This is a genomic window from Paenibacillus daejeonensis DSM 15491, from assembly GCF_000378385.1.
In the GTDB taxonomy this organism is placed as follows: domain Bacteria; phylum Bacillota; class Bacilli; order Paenibacillales; family Paenibacillaceae; genus Paenibacillus_D; species Paenibacillus_D daejeonensis.
Genome location: NZ_KB899666.1, coordinates 130,794 through 153,624, shown reverse-complemented (window position 1 = coordinate 153,624; position 22,831 = coordinate 130,794). Strand labels below are relative to the sequence as shown.

Genomic DNA, 22,831 nt, shown 5'->3' with positions numbered 1-22,831 from the left:
GATGATTCAGGTGAAAAAATTAGGGTTCTTCGTCATGCTGTCCATCATGCTACTGACATCGGCTTGTTCCGGAAATGGAGGAGACGTACCTAGAAACGAATCCACAGGCGATGCCAATCGTTTGACGGAGGGCGGCAAAAAAACCGTCGTCGTTTCTGTCCTGCAGAATAATCGGTTTTTGGAAACGGCTGTACGGTTATTCGAGGAAAAGCATAAGGACATTCAGATCGAAATCAAAGAATACAAAGCGTCGGAAGGAACGGAAAGCGGCATGGCCCGGGAGGCTCTCTCGCTGGCGGACATTGAAAAGTACGTGCAATCGGTGACGACGCAGGTGATTTCCGGCAAAGGGTCCGATCTTATTCTTATGAACAACCTGCCGCAAGACAAATTTGTCGACAAAAAGCTGTTAGTTGACTTGAACGACCTGATTGCAAGCGACAGTTCGTTTGACCAAAACGCATTATACACCAATATTTTGAAGGCAGCCCAAGACGGGGATGGCCTGTATGTCATGCCGCTCTCCTTTTCACTTGAAACGGTCCAGGGAAACACCCGGATACTGGAGAAGGAGAATATTACAGTCGACAGACATGAGCCCTGGAGCTGGAGCGAATTCAGGGATGTCGCCAAGAAACTGAAGCAACAAGCGGATAGCGAAGGATACTATAACCTGGGTATGTCACCGCTACTCTATGATTATGTGGAGGAAAATTATACGGAGCTCGTCAGTCAAGGCCAGGCGAATTTCGATTCGGATCTGTTCCGCAACATGATGAAGGAAATCAAATCGATCTATGACGAAGGCTTGTTCAGCGAAGGGTTTACGGCCGATTCCAGTAAAGCGGTATTTCAGATGGTGGGCATATTCAACCCTAGGGCAGCCTTGATGATGCCTTCGGACTTTGAATACTACCAGAAGCCAAGCGTGAGCGGCAACCAGGAAGGCATACCGTACAAAGCGATTGACAGTCTGGGGATTAACAGCAAATCCGATGTACAGCCGGAAGCCTGGGCATTCATCAAGTTTTTGCTTTCCGATGAAATGCAAGCTTCGCCGGATCTCTTCGGATTACCCATGAATCAAGCGGCTACGGATGTGAAATTGAATGAAGCGTTGCAATTAATCGAGAGCGGAACGCTTGATCTGCCTATCCCGGAAGATATGCTGCCAACTATCGAAACGATGGAAAAACGGATGGAGGAGATAAAGAAGCTGACCTCGGAGGCGGGCACTCGCAGATCCAGCGATATGAAAGTGTTAACGATCGCGATGGAGGAGTTCGAAAGCTATTTAAGCGGACAGAAATCCGCAGAAGAAGTCAGCAAGCTGATCCAGAACCGGGTAACAACGTATTTGAATGAATAACGAAGCCGAACAACAGGGCATGTCGAACGCTGAATGGTTCCATAGGCTATATACCCGCTATTATAGGTTGCTTTATTATGGGGCGTATTCGATAACCAGGGATCACGAGCTTGCACAGGATGCTGTCCAAGAAGCGTTCTTAAAGGCTTATTGCCGTATCGACTCTTTGAAGCGGCGAGAAGGGAGCGCAGCTTGGCTCGTGGCGATCTCTCGACATGTGGCAATTGACATGTATCGCAAGCGCAGACGGGAAATGTGCAGCTATCGGTCGTTGCAGGTTGTCTGCCGAGGAGCAGCCAGTGTTGAATGTACGATCGTTGATCAGGACTTTCTTCAGCGATTGCTTTCTTCGCTGGAGCCGGTCAACCGGGAGGCGCTGCTGCTCATTTACGAGTATGGCTTGACCTATGAACAGCTCGCTGATTGCCAGAGGATATCGATGAGCGCCGTGAAGTCAAGAATCCATCGGGCTAAGCAAAAGCTGCGTGGCTTGGCTTTGCAGATGGATCCCTTGCCGTCTACAACTAAAGAGCTATAAGTCCGTTCAATTCCGATAGAATTCAGAGGAAATTGGGATAGATTCTCTCTCTTCGTTCGCCCGATAATAGAATCAGGCAATTGGTCTTCGCTGTACAGACCGCTGCTTTGATGCTAAAGCGATGAATGGAGGAGGAAATGTAATGTCGTTTAAGAGAGTAGTAAGCTTCATGCTGGTAGTTGCGTTATTGCTTACGTCTGTTCCTGCAGCTTTTGCGGCAGATCCCGGAACGGAATACGCCACACTCTCGCCGGATGGCTTGCTTACGGCGACGATGTACTTGGATGGCGGGGAATTGTTCTACACCATTACCAAAAATGGCACGACCATCGTCGAACAATCCCGGTTGGGTCTGAAGACCAGTGACACGGATTTCTACTCGGGCATGTCATTCGTATCCACGAGTACAACCTCTTGGAATAATACCTATACCATTCCGGGCGGCAAAAAAAGCGTCAACCAGGATAATGGGGTACAACGAGAATATATCGTCTCGAAGGGGGCGGCTCAGCTCAAAATCATCATGAGGGTCTATGATGATGGGTTTGGCTTCCGGTACGTTCTTCCCGGAATGGGGGAGACCTTCATCGAAGAGGAATATACCGAATACAATCTGCCTGACGGAACGGGCGGATGGGGGCATCCGCCGGTCAACACGTATGAAGGCATGTGGGAGTACTACGATCCCGCCACGTTAGCTACAAGCACGGTCTCTATGCCATTCCTGGCCTCGATTAACAACAATGCGTACTGGGCCTTATTGACGGAAGCGAATGTATACAATGCGGACGGGACGTATTGCCCTTCGATCCTCACCGGCAACCCGGGACAGAACCTGACGTTTTCCTGCGGGGAGGATCAGGCGATGTATGGATCGCAGATTCAAGCGGCCTTGCCATTCCAGACGCCTTACCGGGCAGTGATGGTCACCGACAATCTGAACGATCTGGTCAATTCAACCCTGGTGCAGAACCTTAATCCGGAGTCGAAGATCGCCGACACCAGTTGGATCAAGCCGGGGATCGCGGCATGGTCCTGGTGGAGCGAGGACTATTACGGCGACCCGAATGTGCCCGAAGGCTATCGTGAAGTGCCATTTTCCTTGGCGCGCCAAAAAGATTATGTAGATTTCGCAGCCGCGATGGGGTGGGAATATGTGACTGTGGACGCCGGATGGGTGAAGTGGACCGACGGCACGATTGCCGATCTGGTCGACTATGCCGACACCAAGGATGTGGGCATTTTCATCTGGGCGAGTCCGTATGTCCATACCCCGTATGGAGCGAGCAGGATGAATCTGCGCAAATGGGCGAGCTGGGGCATCAAAGGCGTAAAAGTAGACATGACGGCCAATGAGTCGCAGGTCGGGATGAGCTTCCTGGAGTCGGTAGCCGATTACTGCGCAGAGCTGGAGCTTATGGTGTACTTCCATAACTCTACCAAGCCAGGCGGAGAAGAACGGACGTGGCCGAATGTAATCGGTTCGGAAGGGGTGCTCGGCTCCGAGCGGTATAAACTGTATTGGCCGCCCGCTCCAACCGCTGTTCACAATACCACGCTTCCCTTCACGCGTAACGTGCTGGGTTCCATGGACTACACGCCTGTTGCGCTGAGCAACACGAACAAAAACACCACACAGGGCCACCAACTGGCGATGTCTGTCGTGTATGAAACCAAGATTCAAAACTATGCTGATTCTATAGACATCTATGGGAATTGGATAGGCACGGAACTGCTGCGGGTCGTACCGGCTGCATGGGACGAGACCAAGCTCCTGGACGGCTTCCCGGGAACTCACGCGGTGATCGCAAGGCGCAGCGGCTCAGATTGGTATATCGGCGGGATGACTGTAGACGAGAGGACGTTATCCATTCCTCTGGCAAGCTTGAACTTGGAGCCTGGCGATTACACAGCTTATGTGTATAAGGATGGAGACACCGGGGAGTCCATTAGTAAAGAGATCAGCACCGTGACCGCCGCTTCGACGCTCACGATTCCACTGTTGGAAACTGGAGGGGCCGCTGTGTTGATCTCCAAGACCACCGTACCGAGCATGCCTCATGATCCTTATACGTACTATGAAGCGGAGAGCGCTACGCTTATCGGGACGGCTAACGTGGTTAGCTGCGTCAACTGCACGAACGGCTATAAGGTTGGCAATATGGGCAGTAATGCAGGCGCAGTAGAATTTGATGTGAACGTACCTGCGGCGGGAACTTACAAAGTGAAATTAAATTATTTGGCCGGGGACGAGAGGTGGCCCAATTACAGTGTGAATGGCGGGCCTGACACCTTACTTCGAATAAGGCTGGATTCGGGAAGCTGGAACGTTGTTCGAAGCTATGTGACCACCATGGATCTGAACGCCGGCAGCAATACGATTAAGTTCTCCTATCCGGGGTGGGGGGCCGAGATCGACAACTTCGGCATCGTAATCCCGTAAAGACAGAGCTCTCCAGACGTCAGGGCAATCTGACAGCTGGAGAGCTTTTTGAAATGAAACGAGCGGCGCCGCTAAAGGACGGCGACCGCCGTTTCACCTTGCCTAAATCACCTCTTGCCGTAGAGGCAGGGTGATCGTTATTTTTGTTCCCGATCGCAAGTGACTGTCGATCGTTACGCCGTAGTTTTGTCCATATGCAAGCTGTACGCGTTCATGGACGTTTTTGATCCCATATCCTGCTTGGGATTCGGAAGATAACAAGGTTTCTGCTTGCTCGGAAGACATGCCACACCCGTCATCTTCAACTTCCAGGACGAGCGATGGAAGACCAGCGTATACGGAGCGGTAGACTCGGATGGCAATGGTCAGGCATTGATGATCGTCATAGATGGCATGATTGATAGCATTTTCGACAAAGGGCTGCAGCACTAATTTTAACGTTTCATAGCGAAGTAAGCTGTCGTCCACTTCCCACTGTTCCATAAAGCGATCATCAAAGCGCATGTGCTGGATGGCAAGATAGTGTTTGGTAAGCGTAATTTCTTTTTCCAGCGTAATATATTGACGCCCCATATTCAGCGACGTTTGGTAGAACCTTGCGAGATGATTAACCATGTCGCTCACGTCCGTATGACCTTTTTGTATAGACAGAGAGGAGATGCTGGACAAAGCATTATATAAGAAATGAGGATTGATCTGGCTTTGCAATGCATACAGCTCGGCATCGCGCTTAGCAATTTCCTTGATATACAGGGTATCAATCATGTGCTTGAGCCTTGTTCCCATTTCGTTAAATGCTGTGCTTAATTGACCAATTTCATCTCGACTGGCATCGATAGGCAAGAGGGCAAAGTTCCCTTGCTCGACTTGTGCGGCTTGACGGTTGAGCTTACGCAGACGGCGGGACAGATATTTGGCGATGACGATGATCATCAAGACGGATATGACAAGACTAAACATCGCTAGGCCGACAATCTGCATAGCCGTTTGCCTGGATGAACGCATGATTTCGTCAATCGGTGTGAGAGATACGGCTTTCCAGCCATGGGACATCGTATGGTAAACGAGCAGATTGGGCTCTCCGTTGATCGAGACCACCTCCTGAGTGACCGCCAACTCCGGGCCGATGGCTTCGCTGAACGGCAGGTTCAATAGCGATTTATCCGATGCAGAGATGATTTGGTTTTTTTCATTGAGAATGTAGATGTTTTTATTTTGATCCTCTTTCTCGATTAAGCGATAGAGCAATTCCTCATAGATGCCGATGGTCATCATGCCGTAGGGCTGGCTTTGGGTATTGAAGTTCAGCATACGACCTAGATAAATCACGTCTTTTTCTTTAGGATCCTGTATCACGTTGCTGAACACATTATCCCCGTACGTTTGTTGTAATTCAATAAGATACTGCAGCTGCACATTTTCTAAGTTGATATGCTTGAGAAACAGTCCATCCTCTGGAAGGGTCGTGTTGTTTGTATACAGATTAATGCTGGTTAGGTTGCTGTTGGCCGTTAACAAGCTGTAAAGAAGGCCATCGATATACCGGTAAGCTTCGAGGACCGCAACGTCACTCGTGTAGGTTTGCGTAAGATAAGCCTGCAAGGTCTCATCGGTATAAACTAAAGATGAAATCTGGCGAAGATTATCCAGATGTGCATTCACATTACTTCTTATTTGCTGATTGCTGCTGGACATATTGTCATATGTCAACTCCAACAACCGCTGCTCGGTGCGTTCATAGAATAGAACCGTAACGAATAGAAGCGGGGTAATCGTGATGGTAAGAAACATCAGCAACAATTTTTGAAGCAATGACGAATCATTGAATAACTTTTTTATGGTCTTCATGTGCGGGATCCCTTTTTCGCGTGCGTCCGGTAGGAGTTAGGGGTGAGTCCCGTACGCTTGAAAAAGACAGCGCCAAAATAAGAAGGGCTTTCATACCCGACTCGTTTGGCAATCTCTTGCACTCTAATATTCGTCTCCTTCAGCATGCGGCAAGCCTGATCCATGCGGATCTGTGTCACATATTCATTTAAGGTTTTGCCAGTAACCTCCTTGAATATCGTTCGGAGATAGTTGGGCGATAGAAAGATGAGCTCGGCCAGCCTATCGATTGATATAATGTCCCCGTAATTTTTTTGTATAATATCACACACCTCATTAACGATCTCGATATGACGATCGACAGGAGAGGCCTCCAACTCGTCCATCATCATGCTCAGCGTGTGCTGCATATGTGTTTTCATCGAGGGCATGCTCTCCATCACGGCAAGGCGCTCCAAGAAACGAGAATGCTTGTCGGCAGCTTCTTTCATACGACGTTGATTAGCTGTGACTGCAGACAGGATGGCATCAAAAACGGACACGCTCTCTACGAACACTTGACTGATATTCCCGGCTGGCAGACCCCCACCGTAAAAATCATGCAGCCAGGCTTCCACCTGGTCTCTGCGGTTTTGTTGTACTGCGGCAATCAAATGCTCTGTTCTGGGCAATAGCTCCTTGCGCCATGAGAATTGCACCGGTTCCCACTTGTCGATGACAAGTCCTGTGCCATTCACAGCAACCCGATGATTGCGCATATGCAGCATGGTTGGCCATTGTTTGGCAAAGGAGAGCAGGGATTGCGGGTGGGGTGTCAGGCACAGCGATATCCAGCGCTGCGCATTTGCAGACTGATTCCGCCAGCGAATCAACACATTGGCGTTCAATTCCCGAGTGACGAAGATCCATTGCCCATCGCGAAGTTTGGTCAGTACGCCAGGGCAAAAGCTAGGTAATCCGGCAATGAAAAATTCTAATTTTTCCACGATGGTAAAATCTTCTGAGGGCGCGTCGAAATCAAGAGGATGCTTCGCCAACAGCGTGTACTCGTCTATGGTGATAAATACAAACGAAAAGATTTGGTTATCCGCAGGAAGATGCATATGGTGGTTGTAAACGGTGGTCACTTCTTCCGCTAAACCGGAGAGCAGCGTGCCCCCTATCTGAAGAAGCTCACGCAAATATTCTCCCGATGTGAGTAAGGTGGAATGGAGACGGTTTTTCTGTTCTTCGCAGCGTTGACGAACCATTCTCATCGTAGCAGCCAGTTCCTCGTGGTCGATGGGTTTTAGCAAATAGCCGCAAGCGCCATGCTTCAGGGCGGCGCGTGCATAATCGAATTCATGGTATCCGCTTAGAAATACAATTTGAATGTCAGGGAAGCGGGCATGAACTTGCTTGCAGAGTTCGATCCCGTCCATCACGGGCATCTTAACATCGGTAATGAGAATATCCGGCTGCAAGGATTCAATCATATTCCATGCCTCTCTGCCGTTCCTGGCCGTCGCAATGACACGGCAGGACATTTGTTCCCAATCGATATAGTGCGCAAGCGTTTCCAACGTAAGCCGTTCGTCATCGACTAACATGAGATTGTACATAGGCTCCTCCACGCATGTCATTGAAGTAGGTCATCATTCTTTTCCTATCTTACTTAGAACAGAGTATAAGATTTGCCTATAGACCCTGTCAAACCCCTCCATCCTTGATTCTGTGAAGTCCGTTTTTTTGCGATAGAAATCGGAACATCGTGATATAGCCATGCCCTACAAGATTCCTTATGATAAATTTATACCCTTACTATGGATGGGAGGAGGCGGGAAAATGGAAGCTGAGGTGGATCGAAGCAACAAGAGAACTCCGTTTCTGCAAAATCCTACGCTTAAAAAAATGGTGCGACAGCGATATTTTTATATCCTATTGATTCCTGGTGTGCTATGGGCAATATTGTTTGCCTACGCTCCGATGGCCGGTTTGTTTATGGCCTTTGTCGATTATCAGCCGACGTTAGGAGATTTTTGGGGATCGCTGTTTAAGGCAAAGTTCGTGGGTTTTCAATGGTTTGATTACTTCTTTTCAGGACAAGATTTTTGGCGAGTGATGCGCAATACGTTGGTTTCGAGTGTGTTAACCCTTTCAATTGGGTTTGTGCTTCCGATTTTTATTGCAGTGGCATTGAACGAAGTGAGGATTAACTGGTTTAAACGGACGGTACAAACAGCCTCCTATTTGCCGTTTTTTATTTCTTGGGTTGTGGCGGCAAGTATTGTGATTACCTTGTTGTCCGCTGAAGGGCCTGTCAATCAACTGCTGATGAAGTTCGGAGTTGTCGAACAAGGTGTGCTGTTTATGCAGGAAGGCAAGCTGTTCTGGATCATTATTGCTCTGTCGAATGCCTGGAAAGACATGGGGTACAACTCCATTATGTATCTGGCTGCTATTGCTGCCATTCCGGCGGAGTTGTTTGAAGCGGCGAAGGTGGACGGCGCCAATCGTCTGAAGCAGATCTGGCATGTGTTGCTGCCGATGCTGAGACCGACCATTATAATTTTGTTGATTTTGAACATTGGCAACTTGATGAATACCGGGTTTGATCAATATTTTTTGCTTGGTAATTCACTGAACAGATCTTATTCGGATGTCATTGATACGTATTCATTCCGTTATGGCATTCAGAATGGCATGTTTTCCTATGCAGCTGCTGTAAGTATGTTCAAGTCTGTTATTGCGTTTATCCTGGTGATAACGGTTAATGGAATCGCTAAAAAAATGGGCCAAACGCATTTGTTCTAAACGCTTAGCATGCGGCTGGGGGAGGAGAAAGAAATGCAGAATGAGGTTGCGCCTCAAAAGCACACAAGCACCAGGCGCCAATGGGCACAGCGCTATACGTTGGGTACCCTAACGGGGAATCTCATCGTTTATGGATTTTTAGTTTTATTGTTCATCGTTACCTTTTTTCCGTTCTGGCATATTTTCGTTTTGTCTCTGAATGATGCGTCTGATCCAACTTATGGACAGTTTATGATGTGGCCGAGTGCTTTCAGCCTGGAGAGCTACAAAACCGTTTTGAACGATGCAGAAATCCTGAATTCGATCGTCGTGACGGTCGGCCGCACGGTCATCGGCGTACCTCTGACGCTGGCTTGCATTGCCATGCTGGCTTACGCACTAAGTAAAAGAGAGCTTGTTGGCTGGCGCGGGATCAATTTGTTTTTTGTTTTTACGATGTATTTCAGTGGCGGACTGATTCCCACATACATGGTCGTGCGCAGTTTGAATTTAATTGATAATTTTTGGGTGTTTATCTTCCCTGGGCTGATTAGTATTTTCTGGATGATATTAGTTCGCACCTATATGGAGAACTTGCCCAAAGAAATGGAGGAAGCGGCACAAATCGAAGGGGCCAATGACATTCAGATATTTTTGAAAGTCATCATCCCGGTATGTACGCCTGTACTGGCTACGATCACCTTGTTTTCGGCTATTAGTCATTGGAATGCCTGGTACGATTCCTATATTTATACGTATAATCCCAAGTTAAAAACCTTGTCTGCGGTTCTGGTGAAGATTCTTAATCAGTTCCAGACCAATGACATGCTAAGTACGGCACAGCAACTGGCCAATGAACAGCGCAAGATGCCGGTATCCAGTGAGAGTATCCGAATGGCCGTGACCATGGTAGCTACCTTACCGATTATTCTCATGTATCCCTTGCTGCAAAAGTATTTCCTCAAAGGCATGCTTATTGGCGCCGTGAAAGGATAGGTTCAAAAATCTGAATTCAGTCATAGGAGGGTTTCAACATGAGAAAAAGAATGATCCTGGCAGCGGTCCTTGCATCCACCATGCTCTTGAGCGCATGCAGTGATGGGAACAAAAGCGGGGGTGGCGCGACATCCGAAGAGGGAGGCGGTAGCGGCACATCGACGAAGCCAATCACGTTAACTTTGTTTGATAAAAATGTAGGGGATCCATTTACGAATCCCGTCGCAGAAGAGATCACCAAGCGTACCGGTGTATTCATTGAAGTGCAGCAGCCAACCGGCAACCCGGATGAAAAACTGAATTTGATGTTAGTCAGCGGCGATTTGCCTGACATCGCTTTAATCGACAGACGTGAGGCGACCTTGAACAAGTACATTGCCGGCGGAGCTTTGATCCCGCTGAATGATTTGATTGAGGAGCACGCGCCGAATATCAAGGAGCGTTATGGAGACGTGCTTTCCAAAAGTGTGTATGAGGATGGCAAAAATTATTATCTGAACAACTGGTACGGCTTGGACCCCGATCCTAACTGGGCCATCAATATGCGTATGGATATTCTGGAGGAGTTCGGATATGGAGAGCGAGCGTTGGCGGGAGATTCTTTTACGCAGGATGAATTTTTAGACTTGCTAAGAAAATTTAAAGCTACGTATCCGACAGTAGACGGAAATCCTTCCATACCGATGACCGTGAACGCAGATCACATGCCTACCATCATGGGTTCGTTCAAAGCCATGTACGGGATGAAAACGTATTATGAGCAAGATGGCCGTCTTGAATTTATCGTCAGAGATCCGCGGTACTTGGACATGATCAAATTTATCAACACGCTGTATACGGAAGGCTTGCTTGATCGGGAGTGGGGCATCAATAAGGCTCAAAAATATGAGCAGAAAACGGCCAGCGGACGCGTGTTTGCGACGGCGGGCGGTATCGTGAATGAAGCCAATAGCGTATTCCGCGCTGAACATGGCGAGGACACGAATCAACTGTTCTATGGATTTAAAGTTACGGCTCCAGGCGTGAATCCGGATCAAACCACCTTCGGTCCCCGCAGTTCCTTGGGCTGGGACGGTCTTGGGATTACGATAGCGAACGAGCATCCGGTAGAAACCATCAAGTTTTTGGACTTCCTGGCAAGTGAAGAAGGTCAGTATTTGCTGATGTGGGGCAAAGAAGGCATGAACTGGAATATGGAGAACGGCGTTCATGTACCGACACAGGAAGCGTTGGACGCCATCAGTGCGGATTGGGCAGAATTCTCAAAAACGACGGGCGCGCGCAAATGGACATGGATGATTCGTAATGGATTGGGCGAGGATGGCACGCCTTATGACTTAATGTTCCGTTACAACAGGGATCGTGTGAATGAACACGCCTTGAAATCGATGGAAGGCTCCACATGGGATACGGCGCTCTATGATGATCTTGGTCCAAAGGGAGGCACGCCTGACGCCTTAAGTGAACAAAAAATCAAGGATATTATCGACAATAGCTTTTCTAATATGGTGTATGCCAATTCGCAGGATGAAATTGAGAAGATGTATGCAGACATGATTGCGGAATTAGAAGCCAATGATGCCAAGAAAATTGAAGATATTTACACGGCTAACTATAAGGTTCGTATGGAGCTGTATCATACGGCCGAGAACAATTAAAGGAGAACTAAGATGGCTATTATCCATGGAGATAACCATGTTTTTTTGTTAACCACAAGAAGCTGCTCGTACAGCTTTAGTGTGGATCAGGAGGGGCTCTTGCGGCATCTGTATTGGGGAGCACGCATTGATTCGGTTGATGATTTCAAGAATGAGCCCTATGTATGGGAGCAGGGCTTTCATCCGATCCAGGATGTGAAGCGAGAAGAATGCTCCTCGTTTGGAACCATGCGCTTCAAAGAAACGTCGTTCAAAGTCGCGTTTGCCGATGGCGTCCGGGATTTTCGTTATCGCTATGCGGGGCACACCATCGACAAGAATGAACTCACCGTGGTGTTGGAAGATCTAGTGTATCCGCTGCAAATGTGCTTGCACTACAAGGTGTATGAAGACGTGGATATCATCGAGAAGCGCCGCACCGTAAAAAACATCGGCAGTGAAATGGTTACAATGGAGCGTTTGCATTCGGGAGAATGTTCATTGCCCGGAGCAGGCTGGACGCTGAAAAACTTTAATGGCATGTGGAATGCGGATTTTGATGCTTACGAGCAAACCATCGCGGGCGGAAAGACGGTTTTGGAAAGCTTGCGTGGCGCAACCGGGCATGTAGCCAATCCGAGTTTTGTGCTATATCAGAATGCGGGTGAAACCTACGGAGAGGTCTATTACGGTGCTCTGGCATGGTCGGGCAATTTTAAAATCGTGTTGGAGCAAACGCCGTACGAGTATTTGAATATTCTGGCGGGGATGAGCGATACCGACTTTGAATGGCGGTTGGCAGGCGGGGAAGCGCTGGAAACACCGGCTCTGTACCTGGGGTACTCGCCGGATGGGCTGGACCGCATGTCCAATGCGATGGGCGAGTTCTCCAGACAATACGTCATGCCCAAGCCGTTGGCAGATCAGCCGCTTTCTGTCTTATATAACTCCTGGGAGGCCACTTACTTCGATGTGAATGAACAGGCGCAGCTGGAACTGATCGACAAGGCTGCACAGATCGGTGTGGAGCTGTTTGTCATGGATGACGGGTGGTTTGGCGAGCGCAGCGATGATCATGCGGGGTTGGGGGATTGGCAGGTGAACGCGGTTAAGTTCCCCAACGGTCTGGCTCCGTTGACCCGCAAGCTGAAGAGCTACGGCATGCGATTCGGCTTGTGGATCGAGCCCGAAATGGTAAACCGCGACAGTGCGTTGTATCGTGCGCATCCTGACTGGGTCTATCATTATCCCAATCGTCCGGTGATGGAGGGGCGCTACCAGTACATGCTGGACCTGACAAGGCAAGACGTTCGGGATTATATCATTGGGGAGATCGACCGGCTGCTTGCGGAGCATGAGATCGCCTATATCAAATGGGATATGAACAGAGGCATAAGCGAGGTGGCTTCTGCCAATTTGGACCCCAGTGAATTTAAAACCATTTGGTACCAGCATACGAAAGGGTTCTATCATATTATCCAATCGCTCCGAACGCTGCATCCCGAGGTCGAGTGGGAAGCTTGTGCAAGCGGCGGCGGCCGCGTGGATTATGGCGCGATGCACTATTTTGACGAGTTCTGGCCAAGTGATAACACGGATCCTCTGGACCGGCTGTCTATTCAAGAAGGATATAGCTATCTATACCCCATCAAGTATATGCGTGCCTGGGTGACGGATTCGGGGAACAATGGCAAACGTACCATGCCGCTGTTATTCCGGTTGCATAGCTCCATGTGCGGTGCGCTCGGCATTGGGATGAATCTAAATGAGTGCACAGTAGAGGATATGGAGCTTCTGGCAACCTATGTGAAGATCTATAAAGACATCCGTCCGATTATTCAGTTTGGGCGATTACACCGATTGGCTTCGCTGCCGGTGGACGGACTGCAGGCCGTTCAATACGAAAATGGAGAAGAAAGCGTGCTGTTTGCCTTCTTGGATCATCCTTCTCGCTGGCGCACGACGTTTTCTATCCGTCCAAGAGGCTTGAACCCGAAAACGATCTATCAGGTGGACAGAGAAGGCCAGCAACAGCAGCACTATTCAGGTGCATTCTTAATGAATCATGGTCTCGATCTTTCACTTAACCATGACTATGCCAGCTGCATGGTGCGCTTGTTGCCGGAGCGATCGCGTGGAGAGGGAAATAAATAACATTAGACAGGAGATTGCATCGATGTGGAAATTGGATTCGCCAAATAACGCAGTTAAATTCACCGTTTATGAGACTCCCGAGAAGGAGTTGCGGTACACCGTGGAGCGCAACGGCCAAACGGTCATCGGGCCAAGCGGGCTTGGCTTTGAAAGTGATATAGAAAACTTTACAACAGGCTTTCGTTTTGTAAACAAAACTCATGCTGTTGTGGACGAGAGTTATTCGATCCCCGCGGGTAAAAAAGCGGTTTATGAAAATCATGCGAATGAAATGACGTTAGCGTTTGCGTGCGGCTCGTATACATTTGTCCTGTGTGCGCGTGCTTACAATGATGGCGCTGCTTTCCGTTATCAAGTAAGGTCTGATGTAGAGAAGCCCATGAAAATTATACGTGAAGCAACCACCTTCACTTTGCCAGAGACCTACAATGATCTGTGGCTGCAGCAGTGGGTAAGCAGCTATGAAGGCACCTATGACCGTACCGGCTGGGAGGACAAGGAAGGCAGAGATTACGGAATGCCTAGCTTGTTCCATGCGGACCATGGCGGCTGGGTCATGCTTACAGAAGCAGAGGTGTATAACACAGACGGCAGTTATTGTTCCTGTCATCTGCGCGGAGCCGGAGGGCGAACCTTATCTTTGGAATTTGCACCGGAAGAAATGGGTGGACCGCTCGCCTGCAGCCTTCCGTTCTCCTCTCCCTGGCGCGTCATTGTGGCTACAGACGATTTGAATGAGTTGGTCAATACCACGATCAACTATAACTTGAATCCGCCTTCTGTAATGGAGGATACAACCTGGATCAAGCCGGGGCGCTGTTTATGGGGCTGGTGGGAGTATATGAATAGTGCCCAGCTCTACACCGAGCAAAAACGTTACGTGGATTTTGCGGCAGCGGTCGGGTTTGAAGGTCTGACGGTAGATGCGGACTGGGACATAACATGGCTGAAAGAGCTGTGCAACTATGCCCATTCCAAGGGAATTGTTGTATGGCTCTGGAGCGCCATGCAATATATTGACACTCCTGAAAAAGCGCGAGAGAAAATTCCGTTGTGGGCGAGCTGCGGGGTTGACGGGCTAAAGGTCGATTTCTTCCAGAACGATTCCCAGCATACGATGTGGCAATACGAGATGATTGCAAACGTAATGACGGAACATAGGTTAATGATTAATTTTCATGGATCAACCAAATGTATGGGCGAAGGGCGCACATGGCCGAACTTTATGACGGCAGAAGGAATCTTGGGAATTGAACATTATATGTGGGGCGGCTTGCCGGACGCCAAGCACAATTGCACAGTTCCTTTTACGCGCAATGTGATCGGTCCGATGGATTACACGCCGACCGGGTTTTCCAACAACAACCGAAACACGACGTTAGCGCATCAACTGGCACTCTCCGTTGTCTATGAATCCGGCGCTTCGCATATTGCGGCTTCCATTCACTATTTGGAGGCATGGCGGGGAACCGAGTTGCTGCGCCGCATGAAGCCTGTTTACGATGAGGTGAAGGTGTTGTCCGGTTTTCCAGGTCATCATGCAGCTATTATGCGCCGGTCGAAAGAGGAATGGTTGATTGGCTGCATTACCGATGAAGCGATGATCTTGCGTCTAACGATGGATTTCTTGCCAGAAGGTGAGTTTGAGGCAGATGTCTATGAGGATGACTCCAGCGGCGAATTGATGAAAGTTAAGCGCATCACAGTGACTTCTGGCGAAGTCATAGAGCTTCCGTTACTGAAAAGCGGCGGTGCCGGAGTCTATATTACTAAGCAAATCTCGGACCTGCCCCAAGGCATGTGCTCCGGTTACATGAGTGAAGCAAGAACAGAGTACTTGGCACATGCAGGAAAAACACGGCAAGGCAGTGAGCCGGTCGTATATGAAAATGAACAGACAGCGGTGTTGCTGAATGGCAGTCTTGTCTTTTCAGTCGAAACCACGAATACACCTCAGACTATAAGACTGTTCTATGCAGCACCTGAGCCTTGGACGCTACGTGTAAGCGACGGAATCAACCAAGTGGACATGGATATGCCACCAAGCGGGTCCAATAAAATATTCATGACCCGCGATGTGGTATTTCCGTTCGCTGGCGGAGTGCGCGCGTTGGAAGTGGAGCGAATCGCAGGTGCGGTGCCTGCATTGGAACGAATCCACATTATTGATAACCACCCACCGAAAGAAATGTATATTCCCGTGGGGAAGGGCAACCTGAGCGGCGGCGCCGAATTGGTGCTGGATGCAGTAGGCACGAAGAAGGCTACTGGTCTTGGTGAAGGCGGCGAGCTTGCGTTTGACCCTGTTACGGTGCCTGCGGAGGGCTATTATCTCATGCGCTTTGACTACTGTGCAGGGGAGAGCCGAGACCTTAGCATCGAGCTTAACGGAGGAGCGCACACGTATCGTACCAATCTGCACAGCACGGCCGGCTGGGGCTTCCCGGTGTGGGATATCAAGGAGCAACGCGAAATCCGCATCTGGATGCAGGCAGGCAATAATAAGATCCGGCTCTACAATGACGAAGGACGGGCAGCCCATATTTACGGTTTGGCTATTATTTCAGATGAGTAAGAGGGGGATGAGGAGGAGATGGATTGAATAAGACAACCTGGAAGGAGTTTGCCTATGAGGGCTATACATGCATCAGAGGTGAAAATGGCAGCTTGGGGGTAACCGTAGTGCCAGACCGCGGTAGTAAAATCGTATCCTTGTTCGACAAAACAATTGAAAGGGAATGGATTTTTCGAACCAATCGCCCATGGGAGCCTTTGACGATGGGAATGAGCTGGGAGGATGGCGACTGTGGCGGCTGGGATGAAATGTTCCCGACAATTACGCCGTCGGCTTGCCCCGACAAGCCTTGGGAACATCTTATGTTTCCAGACCATGGAGAGGTATGGAGCAGACCATGGCGGTACACCTATGAGGGGGATCGGTTGTGTATGGAAGTGGATGGTATTGAGCTTCCCTATACTCTGAAAAAAAGACTCACTCTGACAGGCAACCGACTCCATATGGAATATGAACTTGTGAATCGGGCTGCCGCATCATTTTCTTATTTATGGGCGGCTCATCCATTGCTGAAGGTGGAGCCGGGGATGAAGCTCCATACCATACCCGCCGAAGGAAACATTCAGCTTACCTATTCTCATCGGGAACGTTTGGGCGAGAGGCATGCTATTTCCGCTTACCCTTTGGCGCGAACAAGAGATGAAGGGATTACAGACCTGTCCATCCTGGAGGACGCTTCCTGTGGACATGCGGAGAAGTATTATTTTACCGATCCTTTGCAAGATGGCTACGCAGCCATCACCGATCCGGTCTCCGGCGCTGGCATTGTTTTTCGTTTTGATCCTGAGGAAATCCCTTATTTGGCCATATGGGCGCATTATGGCGCTTTTGGACATTACACCGTTGCCCCCGAACCTGCGACAGGCTATTTGGATTCCGTGCAGGAAGCGTATAACCGAGGGAAGGTGAAGCAGGTTTCCGGCGGTCAAACGGCTACATGGCAACTTGAGGTTTGTTTGGAAGGAAATTTGGATCGTTGTTGAATCTTCCGTTAGGGTTTTGATAACTCGTTAAACCACGCAAGAGCAAAGTCTAGAAATTGCTGCTTGTCTGCTGTCAGGGGCGTGGCTTTTTTCCAGGCAAGGACTAATTGGCGCTTGGGGTGGGTTGTGAACGGAATTAATTGCACATGCTTGGACACCTCTAGATTCCAGGAGATCGAGGGAACGAGAGAAAGGCCCATATTGGCTTCGACCATGGAGCGGAGGGAGGAGACAGTATGGGCTTCAAAGATAATGGACGGCTGAAAGCCATGCTCTTCACAAATTCGTTCGGTGAAGATCCGAAGCTGGTTTCCTTTATCATAGGAAATGAACGGTTCATTGTGGAGCGCAGCCAGGTCAATTTCTTTCTTCTTGGCCCATGTACTGTTGCGTGAAGCCGCGAGCATGATCTCATCCTCCATTAATAGGCGGTAGTTATAGAGGGTCTCATCAATGGGAAGCTGAAAAAAGGTGAACTCCCCCTCATGGGAGAGGATGGGTTCCCCTTGATAATAGACCACCTTACTGTCCGGGTGGGACTGTTCAAAGGCAGTGACCAAATCGGGTATAAAATGGACCCCGCTTTGAATGTGGATGCCAATGGTTTTGAGAACCGGGTATTTCACTTCCTCTATGGCTGCATCGATATGAGTAAGAGCGATATCCACCTTTTTCAAGAACAATGTGCCTTGTTCATTCAAAACGATTTTCTTTCCGTGCCGGGTGAATAAATCGCAGCCCAGCTCTCTTTCAAGTTTAAGAATGGTTTTGCTTACCGCAGACTGGGGGATCCTGTAGTGCTCCGCGGTTTTGGTGAAGTTTTGCAGTATGGCCGCTGTCCGAAAATAACGTAGTTGTAATAGCTCCATCCGAATACAGCCCCCATATATCCTGTGATATATATGAATATATATAATCTGGTTATTCTCAGCAACTCTTTTTTTGAACTATAATCATCCCGACTGCTAGTGAGTCAAAATCCAACGCGTCGAAAGGAAAAGGGATGAATATATGAAAACGAAAAGCAGTTTGCGGCAATGGATCGCCATAGTATTGGTTATCCTTCTGAGCATCGGAAATCTGCAAGCGCTTGCATCAGAGGCGGAGGCTCAAGAGGATCCGATCCGAATATTAATGGTGGGCAACAGTTTGACCAGGTACAACAGTGTAGCAGATAAGCTGGAGCGATTGTTTGCATATGCCGGCAAACAGGCGATGATAGATACGCGGACCCAGATGGGCGCTTCCCTGATTGATCAGGCAGAGATTCTTGCGGCGAGCACACGGGAGGCCATCGTTGAGGGGGACTATGATTATATCGTCCTACAGGAGAAATCCTCTGGATTTACAGAGGCTTTGTTAAGACAAGGCGTTCAGGCGTTTGATCCATGGATTCAGGAGGCAGAGTCCAACCCACAGCTTGTGCTGTATATGCCCTGGTCCAATGAAGATGTGTTTAAATCCATGCAATCCACCTTTACAAATGCCTACGTTGCGGTTGCAAAAGACTACAGCGCCTTAGTTGCTCCTAGCGGTGAGGCCTATTATGACCTGTATTTTAACGAAGGCAAGCACTGGTATCGGAACGGGGACAATGTTCACGGGAATGATCTTGCTTCTTTGGTCTCGGCGAGTACCCTATTCTACACCATCGCGGGAGCGGAACAACCCGTTCTCCAGATTAGAGAGGAAGATCAGTCCGTCGTGAGGGCGCTGGTGGAGAGCTCGGACTACAGGAATTATCCGGTTCCTTATGATCGAGATCTCGTGAATGCCATTGAACGGAAGGCCCATGCATTTGCAACTGCCTACCGCAATCTGGATCAAGTACCGGATGTGACCGGACGCGGCGTGGATGCGACGGTTAATCTTGCCCATCAAAAACAAGGGAGTGCATCCTCCAATGCAAGAGGCGCTACGCGTGGCATTGGCCCGCGGAATGTTGGCAATCTTACAGACGGTAGCTATACCTCCTTTATCGTATTGCATGAAGAGGATCCGAATCCGTGGTTTGGTGTGGATCTAGGTACACCGACAGCCTTCAATCAGCTGACGCTGTATTGGGGTGCTACTGGAGATTATGCAGACTCATTCAAAGCAAAATTTACAGTTGAAGGTACAAATGATCCGGAAGCGGGATATGAGGTCATTGCTACAGGAGAAAGCACAAGCACCGCGAAACAGGAGATACGCTTCGCTGCTGTGGACTATCAATATGTTCGTGTCCATGTAACTGAAAAAAAGAGCGACTACGCCAGCTTGTATGAGCTGGAAGTCTATCATCTGCCCAACCCAGAGGATAACGAGGAACCGACGGCAGAGATAGATGTTAAGGCCGGGGACTATGTACAGGTCCAGGTGGGCGATAGCGTGACCAACATGAGCCTGTATGAGCAGGGGATCTACGAAGCAGAGGTAGCCTTTCCTCAGGGGGTAAAAGACTATAAGGTTCTAAGCAATGGAGAATCCATCTATAGAGGCGCGATAGTCGAAAGTAATGCTTCGCAGAAGGTAATCATCCGTTTATTGGCTACAGAGGGGAAAGTGGTAACGGGACAGGATGTCCGTGAGGATGTTAACGGTAATCCGGTACAGCAGATTAAGAAGGTGGCGAACTGGACCGGGAATTTCTTTAATCGGACGGGGATAGAGGAATTTAAAGCGTTTGGCGGTTGGGATCAAGCCAGTCCGTTGTCTACCCTTGATTACCTTGGCGGCGGCATTTTTGCAAGAGCGTTTACCTATACGGTGCCAGAAGCGGCGGTGTCGTATGATTACAAGGTCAATTTTGACCGAACATGGAATAACGGTGAGATTCCTGGTGCAAATCGAAATGTGGTATTCCCGGCATCGGATAGAGAATCGGATAACTTTGTGCTATGGGTGGATTCGATAAACGGCATTCTGTTTGACTCCATTAACGATGGGCGCACGGTATTCAAGCTTCAAGGCGAGGAAGACTATAGCAAGCCTATTGGCACCGCCAAGGTGGAGCTGTCACTTCGTAAAGACGGAGACGAGAGCTTGTACACTATGGTCCAGACGCGAAAAGATGCCTATATGGTGACCGCCTTTATAGAACCTGGAACCTACACCTGGACGGACCAGATTGATAGTCATGAAGGCACATTAGGTGGCAGCCTGACGGTGGAGAAGGATACGGCGGTGACCTTTGCCTATCGGGTAAGCGAAGAGAATTATGGCATGCTCAATACCGTGGACCATCCTGAGGACTTCTCGGTGGATATAGAGACGGTACCTGTACAATCCATTCAGGTTAACGGTCATGATATCATCACGACAAAAGGCGGTACCCTTCCTCTAACAGCAGAGGTACGGCCAACAGATGCAACCAACAAGTCGGTCATCTGGTCGGTCGAGAATGGAACCGGCAGCGCAACGATCGATGAATCAGGTCTGTTGACAGCTGTTAGCAACGGCAACGTCACGGTAGTGGCGACGGCGGCCGATGGCTCGGGCGTTGTGGGCACAAAGCTGGTTACGATTAGTGGCCAGACCACGAGTCCTACAGGTCCAACGAATCCTCCCATCCATCCAGGGCCTGTTAGTCCGCCTGTAGTCGATCCAGAACCATCGACGCCGTCTCAAGGGGACATCGTCATAGATGGAGATAAAGCAATTGTGGAGCTTGGCAGCGGGATCACATCGAAGTCCATAGCTGTAGAGGATCTCGGTGGACGAACGCTGCAGGTGAGAGCGGAGAAGGCCATTGTCACGGTTCAAGCGGAGTCGCTTAAGCAATGGCTGACGGCGGCGGGGAACCCGTCCGGAGCAAGCCTTGAGATATCCGTGGCTCCAGTGAGTGCTTCAGATCTGTCGAACGTCTCTGCCGCTGGAGGTCAAGCGCGTGTGGCCGTAGTAGGTGGGATCTACGACATCACGCTGAAGCTGAAGTTCAACGATGAAGTCATCGACATCCAGCGTGGGAACGGCGGCGTGGAGCTTACCTTGCCTTATCTTGACGGGGTGGATGAAGAGTTGTTAGGCATCTATTATTACAATGAAGGAAGCAAGCAGTGGGAATATGCAGGAGGCCGTGTGGACGCTGGCACAACCACCATGACGGTCACGCTTGAGCATCTGAGCACCTATGCGGTTCTGGAATACGCGAAGTCTTTCGCAGATGTTCCTGCAGGACACTGGGCTGCCCGGACGCTGGAGGTGCTCGCCGCCAAGCATATCGTTAACGGGACAAGCGATACCCACTTCACGCCCAATGGGTCTACCACTCGCGCAGAGTTCACTTCCTTACTGGTGCGGGCATTAGGCTTGACAGATGCGGCAAGCTCCGTGCCGTTTGCAGATGTTCCATCGGGACAATGGTATGCAGAGGAAGTGGCGATCGCTTATGAAGCGGGGCTGATCACGGGAGTGTCGGAGACCACATTCGATCCGCATGCGGACATCACCCGTGAGCAAATGGCGATATTGCTTGTTCGTGCTTATGAGAACGAGAACGGTACCATTACAGCTTCTGAACAAGCAATAGCTGATCTCGAGGACGGAGCTAGCATCTCTTCATGGGCCATAGAGGGCGTGAATAAAGCCATGACCGCCGGGCTTTTGCAAGGCAAAGGCCAGGGCATCTTCGATCCCTCAGCGAATGCCACCCGCGCAGAAACTGCGCAAGCCATTTTGAATTTATTCCACAAGCTGTATGATGCATTAGAATAACGATGAAGAGTCTGTTACGAAGCAAAAACAGTCGATCCTTAAAGAGGATCGACTGTTTTTACTTATTTCCCTTACTTTACAACGGAGATATATTTCTGCAAGCTTTCCTCTATACATTCCGTAATCAAGTGAATGAACGGATTTATATTATTATGGACACTGGCTTCTTCAAGCGTTTCGTAGTATTGCAAACGAAGGCCACTTTCGGCCTTGACGATAGCAGGCGGGAACCCATATCCCATGAGGACTAGATTCATTAATAAACGTGCCGTGCGTCCATTGCCATCCGTAAACGGGTGAATATAGACAAATTGAAAATGTAGTCGCGTTGCTAGCTCAACGGGGTGTATATGATCTTTATTTTGTTGATACCACTGAATTAACTGTTCCATTTGCTGTGGAACGACTGTATAGTTTGGCGGGGTATGTTTCGATCCAGATATGCCTACATTGATCGTGCGGTAACGGCCTGCATTCTCGTCATCAATATTTCTTAACACAAGTTGATGAATCGACTTCACTACGTATTCAGACAACTCTATTTCTCGGTTAACGATGTCCTTTACGTAGTGAATCGCCTCTGCGTGATTAATAACTTCAAAATGCTCCCGTAATTTTTTTCCGCCAATCGTAAGACCCTCTTCCAAAACCATTTTGGTTTCGAGAAGGGTTAATGTATTTCCTTCGATTGCATTAGAGTTATAAGTCCACTCCACACGGTAAATTTCATCTAAATTTCTCACGCCTGCAGCCGGAAGTGGTCGAAGTGAATCTAACTCTTGCTTTAAATTGTTGATTTTGACGAAGTTCATGATCTTACATCTCCTTACCCGGCACATGAT

The 22,831-nt window shown here is 49.2% G+C and carries 14 protein-coding genes; 10 read left to right on the top strand and 4 right to left on the bottom strand.

Annotated elements, in window-relative coordinates; genetic code table 11:
- Nucleotide 1: 1 nt before the first annotated feature.
- The 3 genes from F556_RS0121200 (at nucleotide 2) to F556_RS0121190 (ending at nucleotide 4,350) form a co-directional block, all read left to right on the top strand.
- Nucleotides 2-1,369 carry an ABC transporter substrate-binding protein gene (locus F556_RS0121200; RefSeq protein WP_020619008.1) on the top strand — a complete coding sequence of 456 codons (1,368 nt, stop codon included), beginning with the start codon at nucleotides 2-4 and terminating at the stop codon, nucleotides 1,367-1,369.
- Nucleotides 1,362-1,907: a sigma-70 family RNA polymerase sigma factor gene (locus F556_RS36490; protein ID WP_020619007.1), complete on the top strand. Its 546-nt coding sequence runs from the start codon at nucleotides 1,362-1,364 to the stop codon at nucleotides 1,905-1,907. Before F556_RS0121200 ends, F556_RS36490 begins: the two co-directional genes overlap by 8 nt.
- 142 nt (nucleotides 1,908-2,049) lie before the next feature.
- Nucleotides 2,050-4,350 (top strand): glycoside hydrolase family 97 N-terminal domain-containing protein, encoded by a 2,301-nt coding sequence (locus tag F556_RS0121190; RefSeq protein WP_020619006.1) that lies wholly within the window; start codon nucleotides 2,050-2,052, stop codon nucleotides 4,348-4,350.
- Nucleotides 4,351-4,452: 102 nt separating this feature from the next.
- Here the strand turns inward: F556_RS0121190 and F556_RS0121185 are convergent, their stop codons facing one another.
- The gene (locus F556_RS0121185) at nucleotides 4,453-6,198 is read right to left on the bottom strand and encodes a cache domain-containing sensor histidine kinase (protein WP_020619005.1); all 1,746 of its coding nucleotides are present in this window, start codon (nucleotides 6,196-6,198) and stop codon (nucleotides 4,453-4,455) included.
- Entirely contained in the window at nucleotides 6,195-7,778 is a 1,584-nt protein-coding gene (locus tag F556_RS0121180) for a response regulator transcription factor (protein ID WP_020619004.1), read from the bottom strand. The genes F556_RS0121185 and F556_RS0121180 overlap by 4 nt, the downstream gene beginning before the upstream one ends.
- A 223-nt stretch (nucleotides 7,779-8,001) precedes the next feature.
- Between F556_RS0121180 and F556_RS0121175 the strand changes: the two genes are divergently transcribed.
- The 6 genes from F556_RS0121175 to F556_RS0121150 are packed head-to-tail and all read left to right on the top strand — an operon-like array spanning nucleotide 8,002 to nucleotide 17,294.
- Nucleotides 8,002-8,970, top strand: a complete 969-nt coding sequence (locus F556_RS0121175; RefSeq protein WP_020619003.1) for an ABC transporter permease — start codon at nucleotides 8,002-8,004, stop codon at nucleotides 8,968-8,970.
- Nucleotides 8,971-9,003: 33 nt separating this feature from the next.
- The gene (locus tag F556_RS0121170) at nucleotides 9,004-9,945 is read left to right on the top strand and encodes a carbohydrate ABC transporter permease (protein ID WP_020619002.1); all 942 of its coding nucleotides are present in this window, start codon (nucleotides 9,004-9,006) and stop codon (nucleotides 9,943-9,945) included.
- A gap of 38 nt (nucleotides 9,946-9,983) precedes the next feature.
- On the top strand, nucleotides 9,984-11,603 hold the full coding sequence (locus F556_RS0121165; RefSeq protein WP_020619001.1) for an extracellular solute-binding protein: 1,620 nt from the start codon (nucleotides 9,984-9,986) through the stop codon (nucleotides 11,601-11,603).
- A 12-nt stretch (nucleotides 11,604-11,615) separates the two neighbouring features.
- Nucleotides 11,616-13,736 (top strand): alpha-galactosidase, encoded by a 2,121-nt coding sequence (locus F556_RS0121160; RefSeq protein ID WP_020619000.1) that lies wholly within the window; start codon nucleotides 11,616-11,618, stop codon nucleotides 13,734-13,736.
- Between the two features lie 22 nt (nucleotides 13,737-13,758).
- On the top strand, nucleotides 13,759-16,311 hold the full coding sequence (locus tag F556_RS0121155) for a glycoside hydrolase family 97 N-terminal domain-containing protein (protein ID WP_020618999.1): 2,553 nt from the start codon (nucleotides 13,759-13,761) through the stop codon (nucleotides 16,309-16,311).
- Nucleotides 16,312-16,334: 23 nt separating this feature from the next.
- Nucleotides 16,335-17,294 (top strand): DUF4432 family protein, encoded by a 960-nt coding sequence (locus F556_RS0121150; RefSeq protein ID WP_020618998.1) that lies wholly within the window; start codon nucleotides 16,335-16,337, stop codon nucleotides 17,292-17,294.
- 8 nt (nucleotides 17,295-17,302) lie between these two features.
- On the opposite strand, the gene F556_RS0121145 is transcribed toward F556_RS0121150, so the two are convergent.
- On the bottom strand, nucleotides 17,303-18,163 hold the full coding sequence (locus tag F556_RS0121145; protein ID WP_020618997.1) for a LysR family transcriptional regulator: 861 nt from the start codon (nucleotides 18,161-18,163) through the stop codon (nucleotides 17,303-17,305).
- A gap of 142 nt (nucleotides 18,164-18,305) precedes the next feature.
- Between F556_RS0121145 and F556_RS36485 the strand changes: the two genes are divergently transcribed.
- On the top strand, nucleotides 18,306-21,989 hold the full coding sequence (locus tag F556_RS36485; protein WP_020618996.1) for an S-layer homology domain-containing protein: 3,684 nt from the start codon (nucleotides 18,306-18,308) through the stop codon (nucleotides 21,987-21,989).
- Nucleotides 21,990-22,060: 71 nt separating this feature from the next.
- Here F556_RS36485 and F556_RS0121135 read toward each other — a convergent pair whose 3' ends face one another.
- Nucleotides 22,061-22,801: a Fic family protein gene (locus F556_RS0121135; protein WP_020618995.1), complete on the bottom strand. Its 741-nt coding sequence runs from the start codon at nucleotides 22,799-22,801 to the stop codon at nucleotides 22,061-22,063.
- Nucleotides 22,802-22,831: the final 30 nt, after the last annotated feature.

Excerpts from the sequence above, each read along its gene's own strand:
- F556_RS0121165 (WP_020619001.1), top strand. The coding sequence starts at position 9,984 with ATGAGAAAAAGAATGATCCTGGCAGCGGTCCTTGCATCCACCATGCTC.
- F556_RS0121155 (WP_020618999.1), top strand. The coding sequence starts at position 13,759 with ATGTGGAAATTGGATTCGCCAAATAACGCAGTTAAATTCACCGTTTAT.
- F556_RS0121180 (WP_020619004.1), bottom strand. The coding sequence starts at position 7,778 with ATGTACAATCTCATGTTAGTCGATGACGAACGGCTTACGTTGGAAACG.
- F556_RS0121135 (WP_020618995.1), bottom strand. The coding sequence starts at position 22,801 with ATGAACTTCGTCAAAATCAACAATTTAAAGCAAGAGTTAGATTCACTT.
- F556_RS0121185 (WP_020619005.1), bottom strand. The coding sequence starts at position 6,198 with ATGAAGACCATAAAAAAGTTATTCAATGATTCGTCATTGCTTCAAAAA.
- F556_RS0121145 (WP_020618997.1), bottom strand. The coding sequence starts at position 18,163 with ATGGAGCTATTACAACTACGTTATTTTCGGACAGCGGCCATACTGCAA.
- F556_RS36485 (WP_020618996.1), top strand. The coding sequence starts at position 18,306 with ATGAAAACGAAAAGCAGTTTGCGGCAATGGATCGCCATAGTATTGGTT.
- F556_RS36490 (WP_020619007.1), top strand. The coding sequence starts at position 1,362 with ATGAATAACGAAGCCGAACAACAGGGCATGTCGAACGCTGAATGGTTC.
- F556_RS0121200 (WP_020619008.1), top strand. The coding sequence starts at position 2 with ATGATTCAGGTGAAAAAATTAGGGTTCTTCGTCATGCTGTCCATCATG.
- F556_RS0121160 (WP_020619000.1), top strand. The coding sequence starts at position 11,616 with ATGGCTATTATCCATGGAGATAACCATGTTTTTTTGTTAACCACAAGA.
- F556_RS0121190 (WP_020619006.1), top strand. The coding sequence starts at position 2,050 with ATGTCGTTTAAGAGAGTAGTAAGCTTCATGCTGGTAGTTGCGTTATTG.
- F556_RS0121175 (WP_020619003.1), top strand. The coding sequence starts at position 8,002 with ATGGAAGCTGAGGTGGATCGAAGCAACAAGAGAACTCCGTTTCTGCAA.
- F556_RS0121170 (WP_020619002.1), top strand. The coding sequence starts at position 9,004 with ATGCAGAATGAGGTTGCGCCTCAAAAGCACACAAGCACCAGGCGCCAA.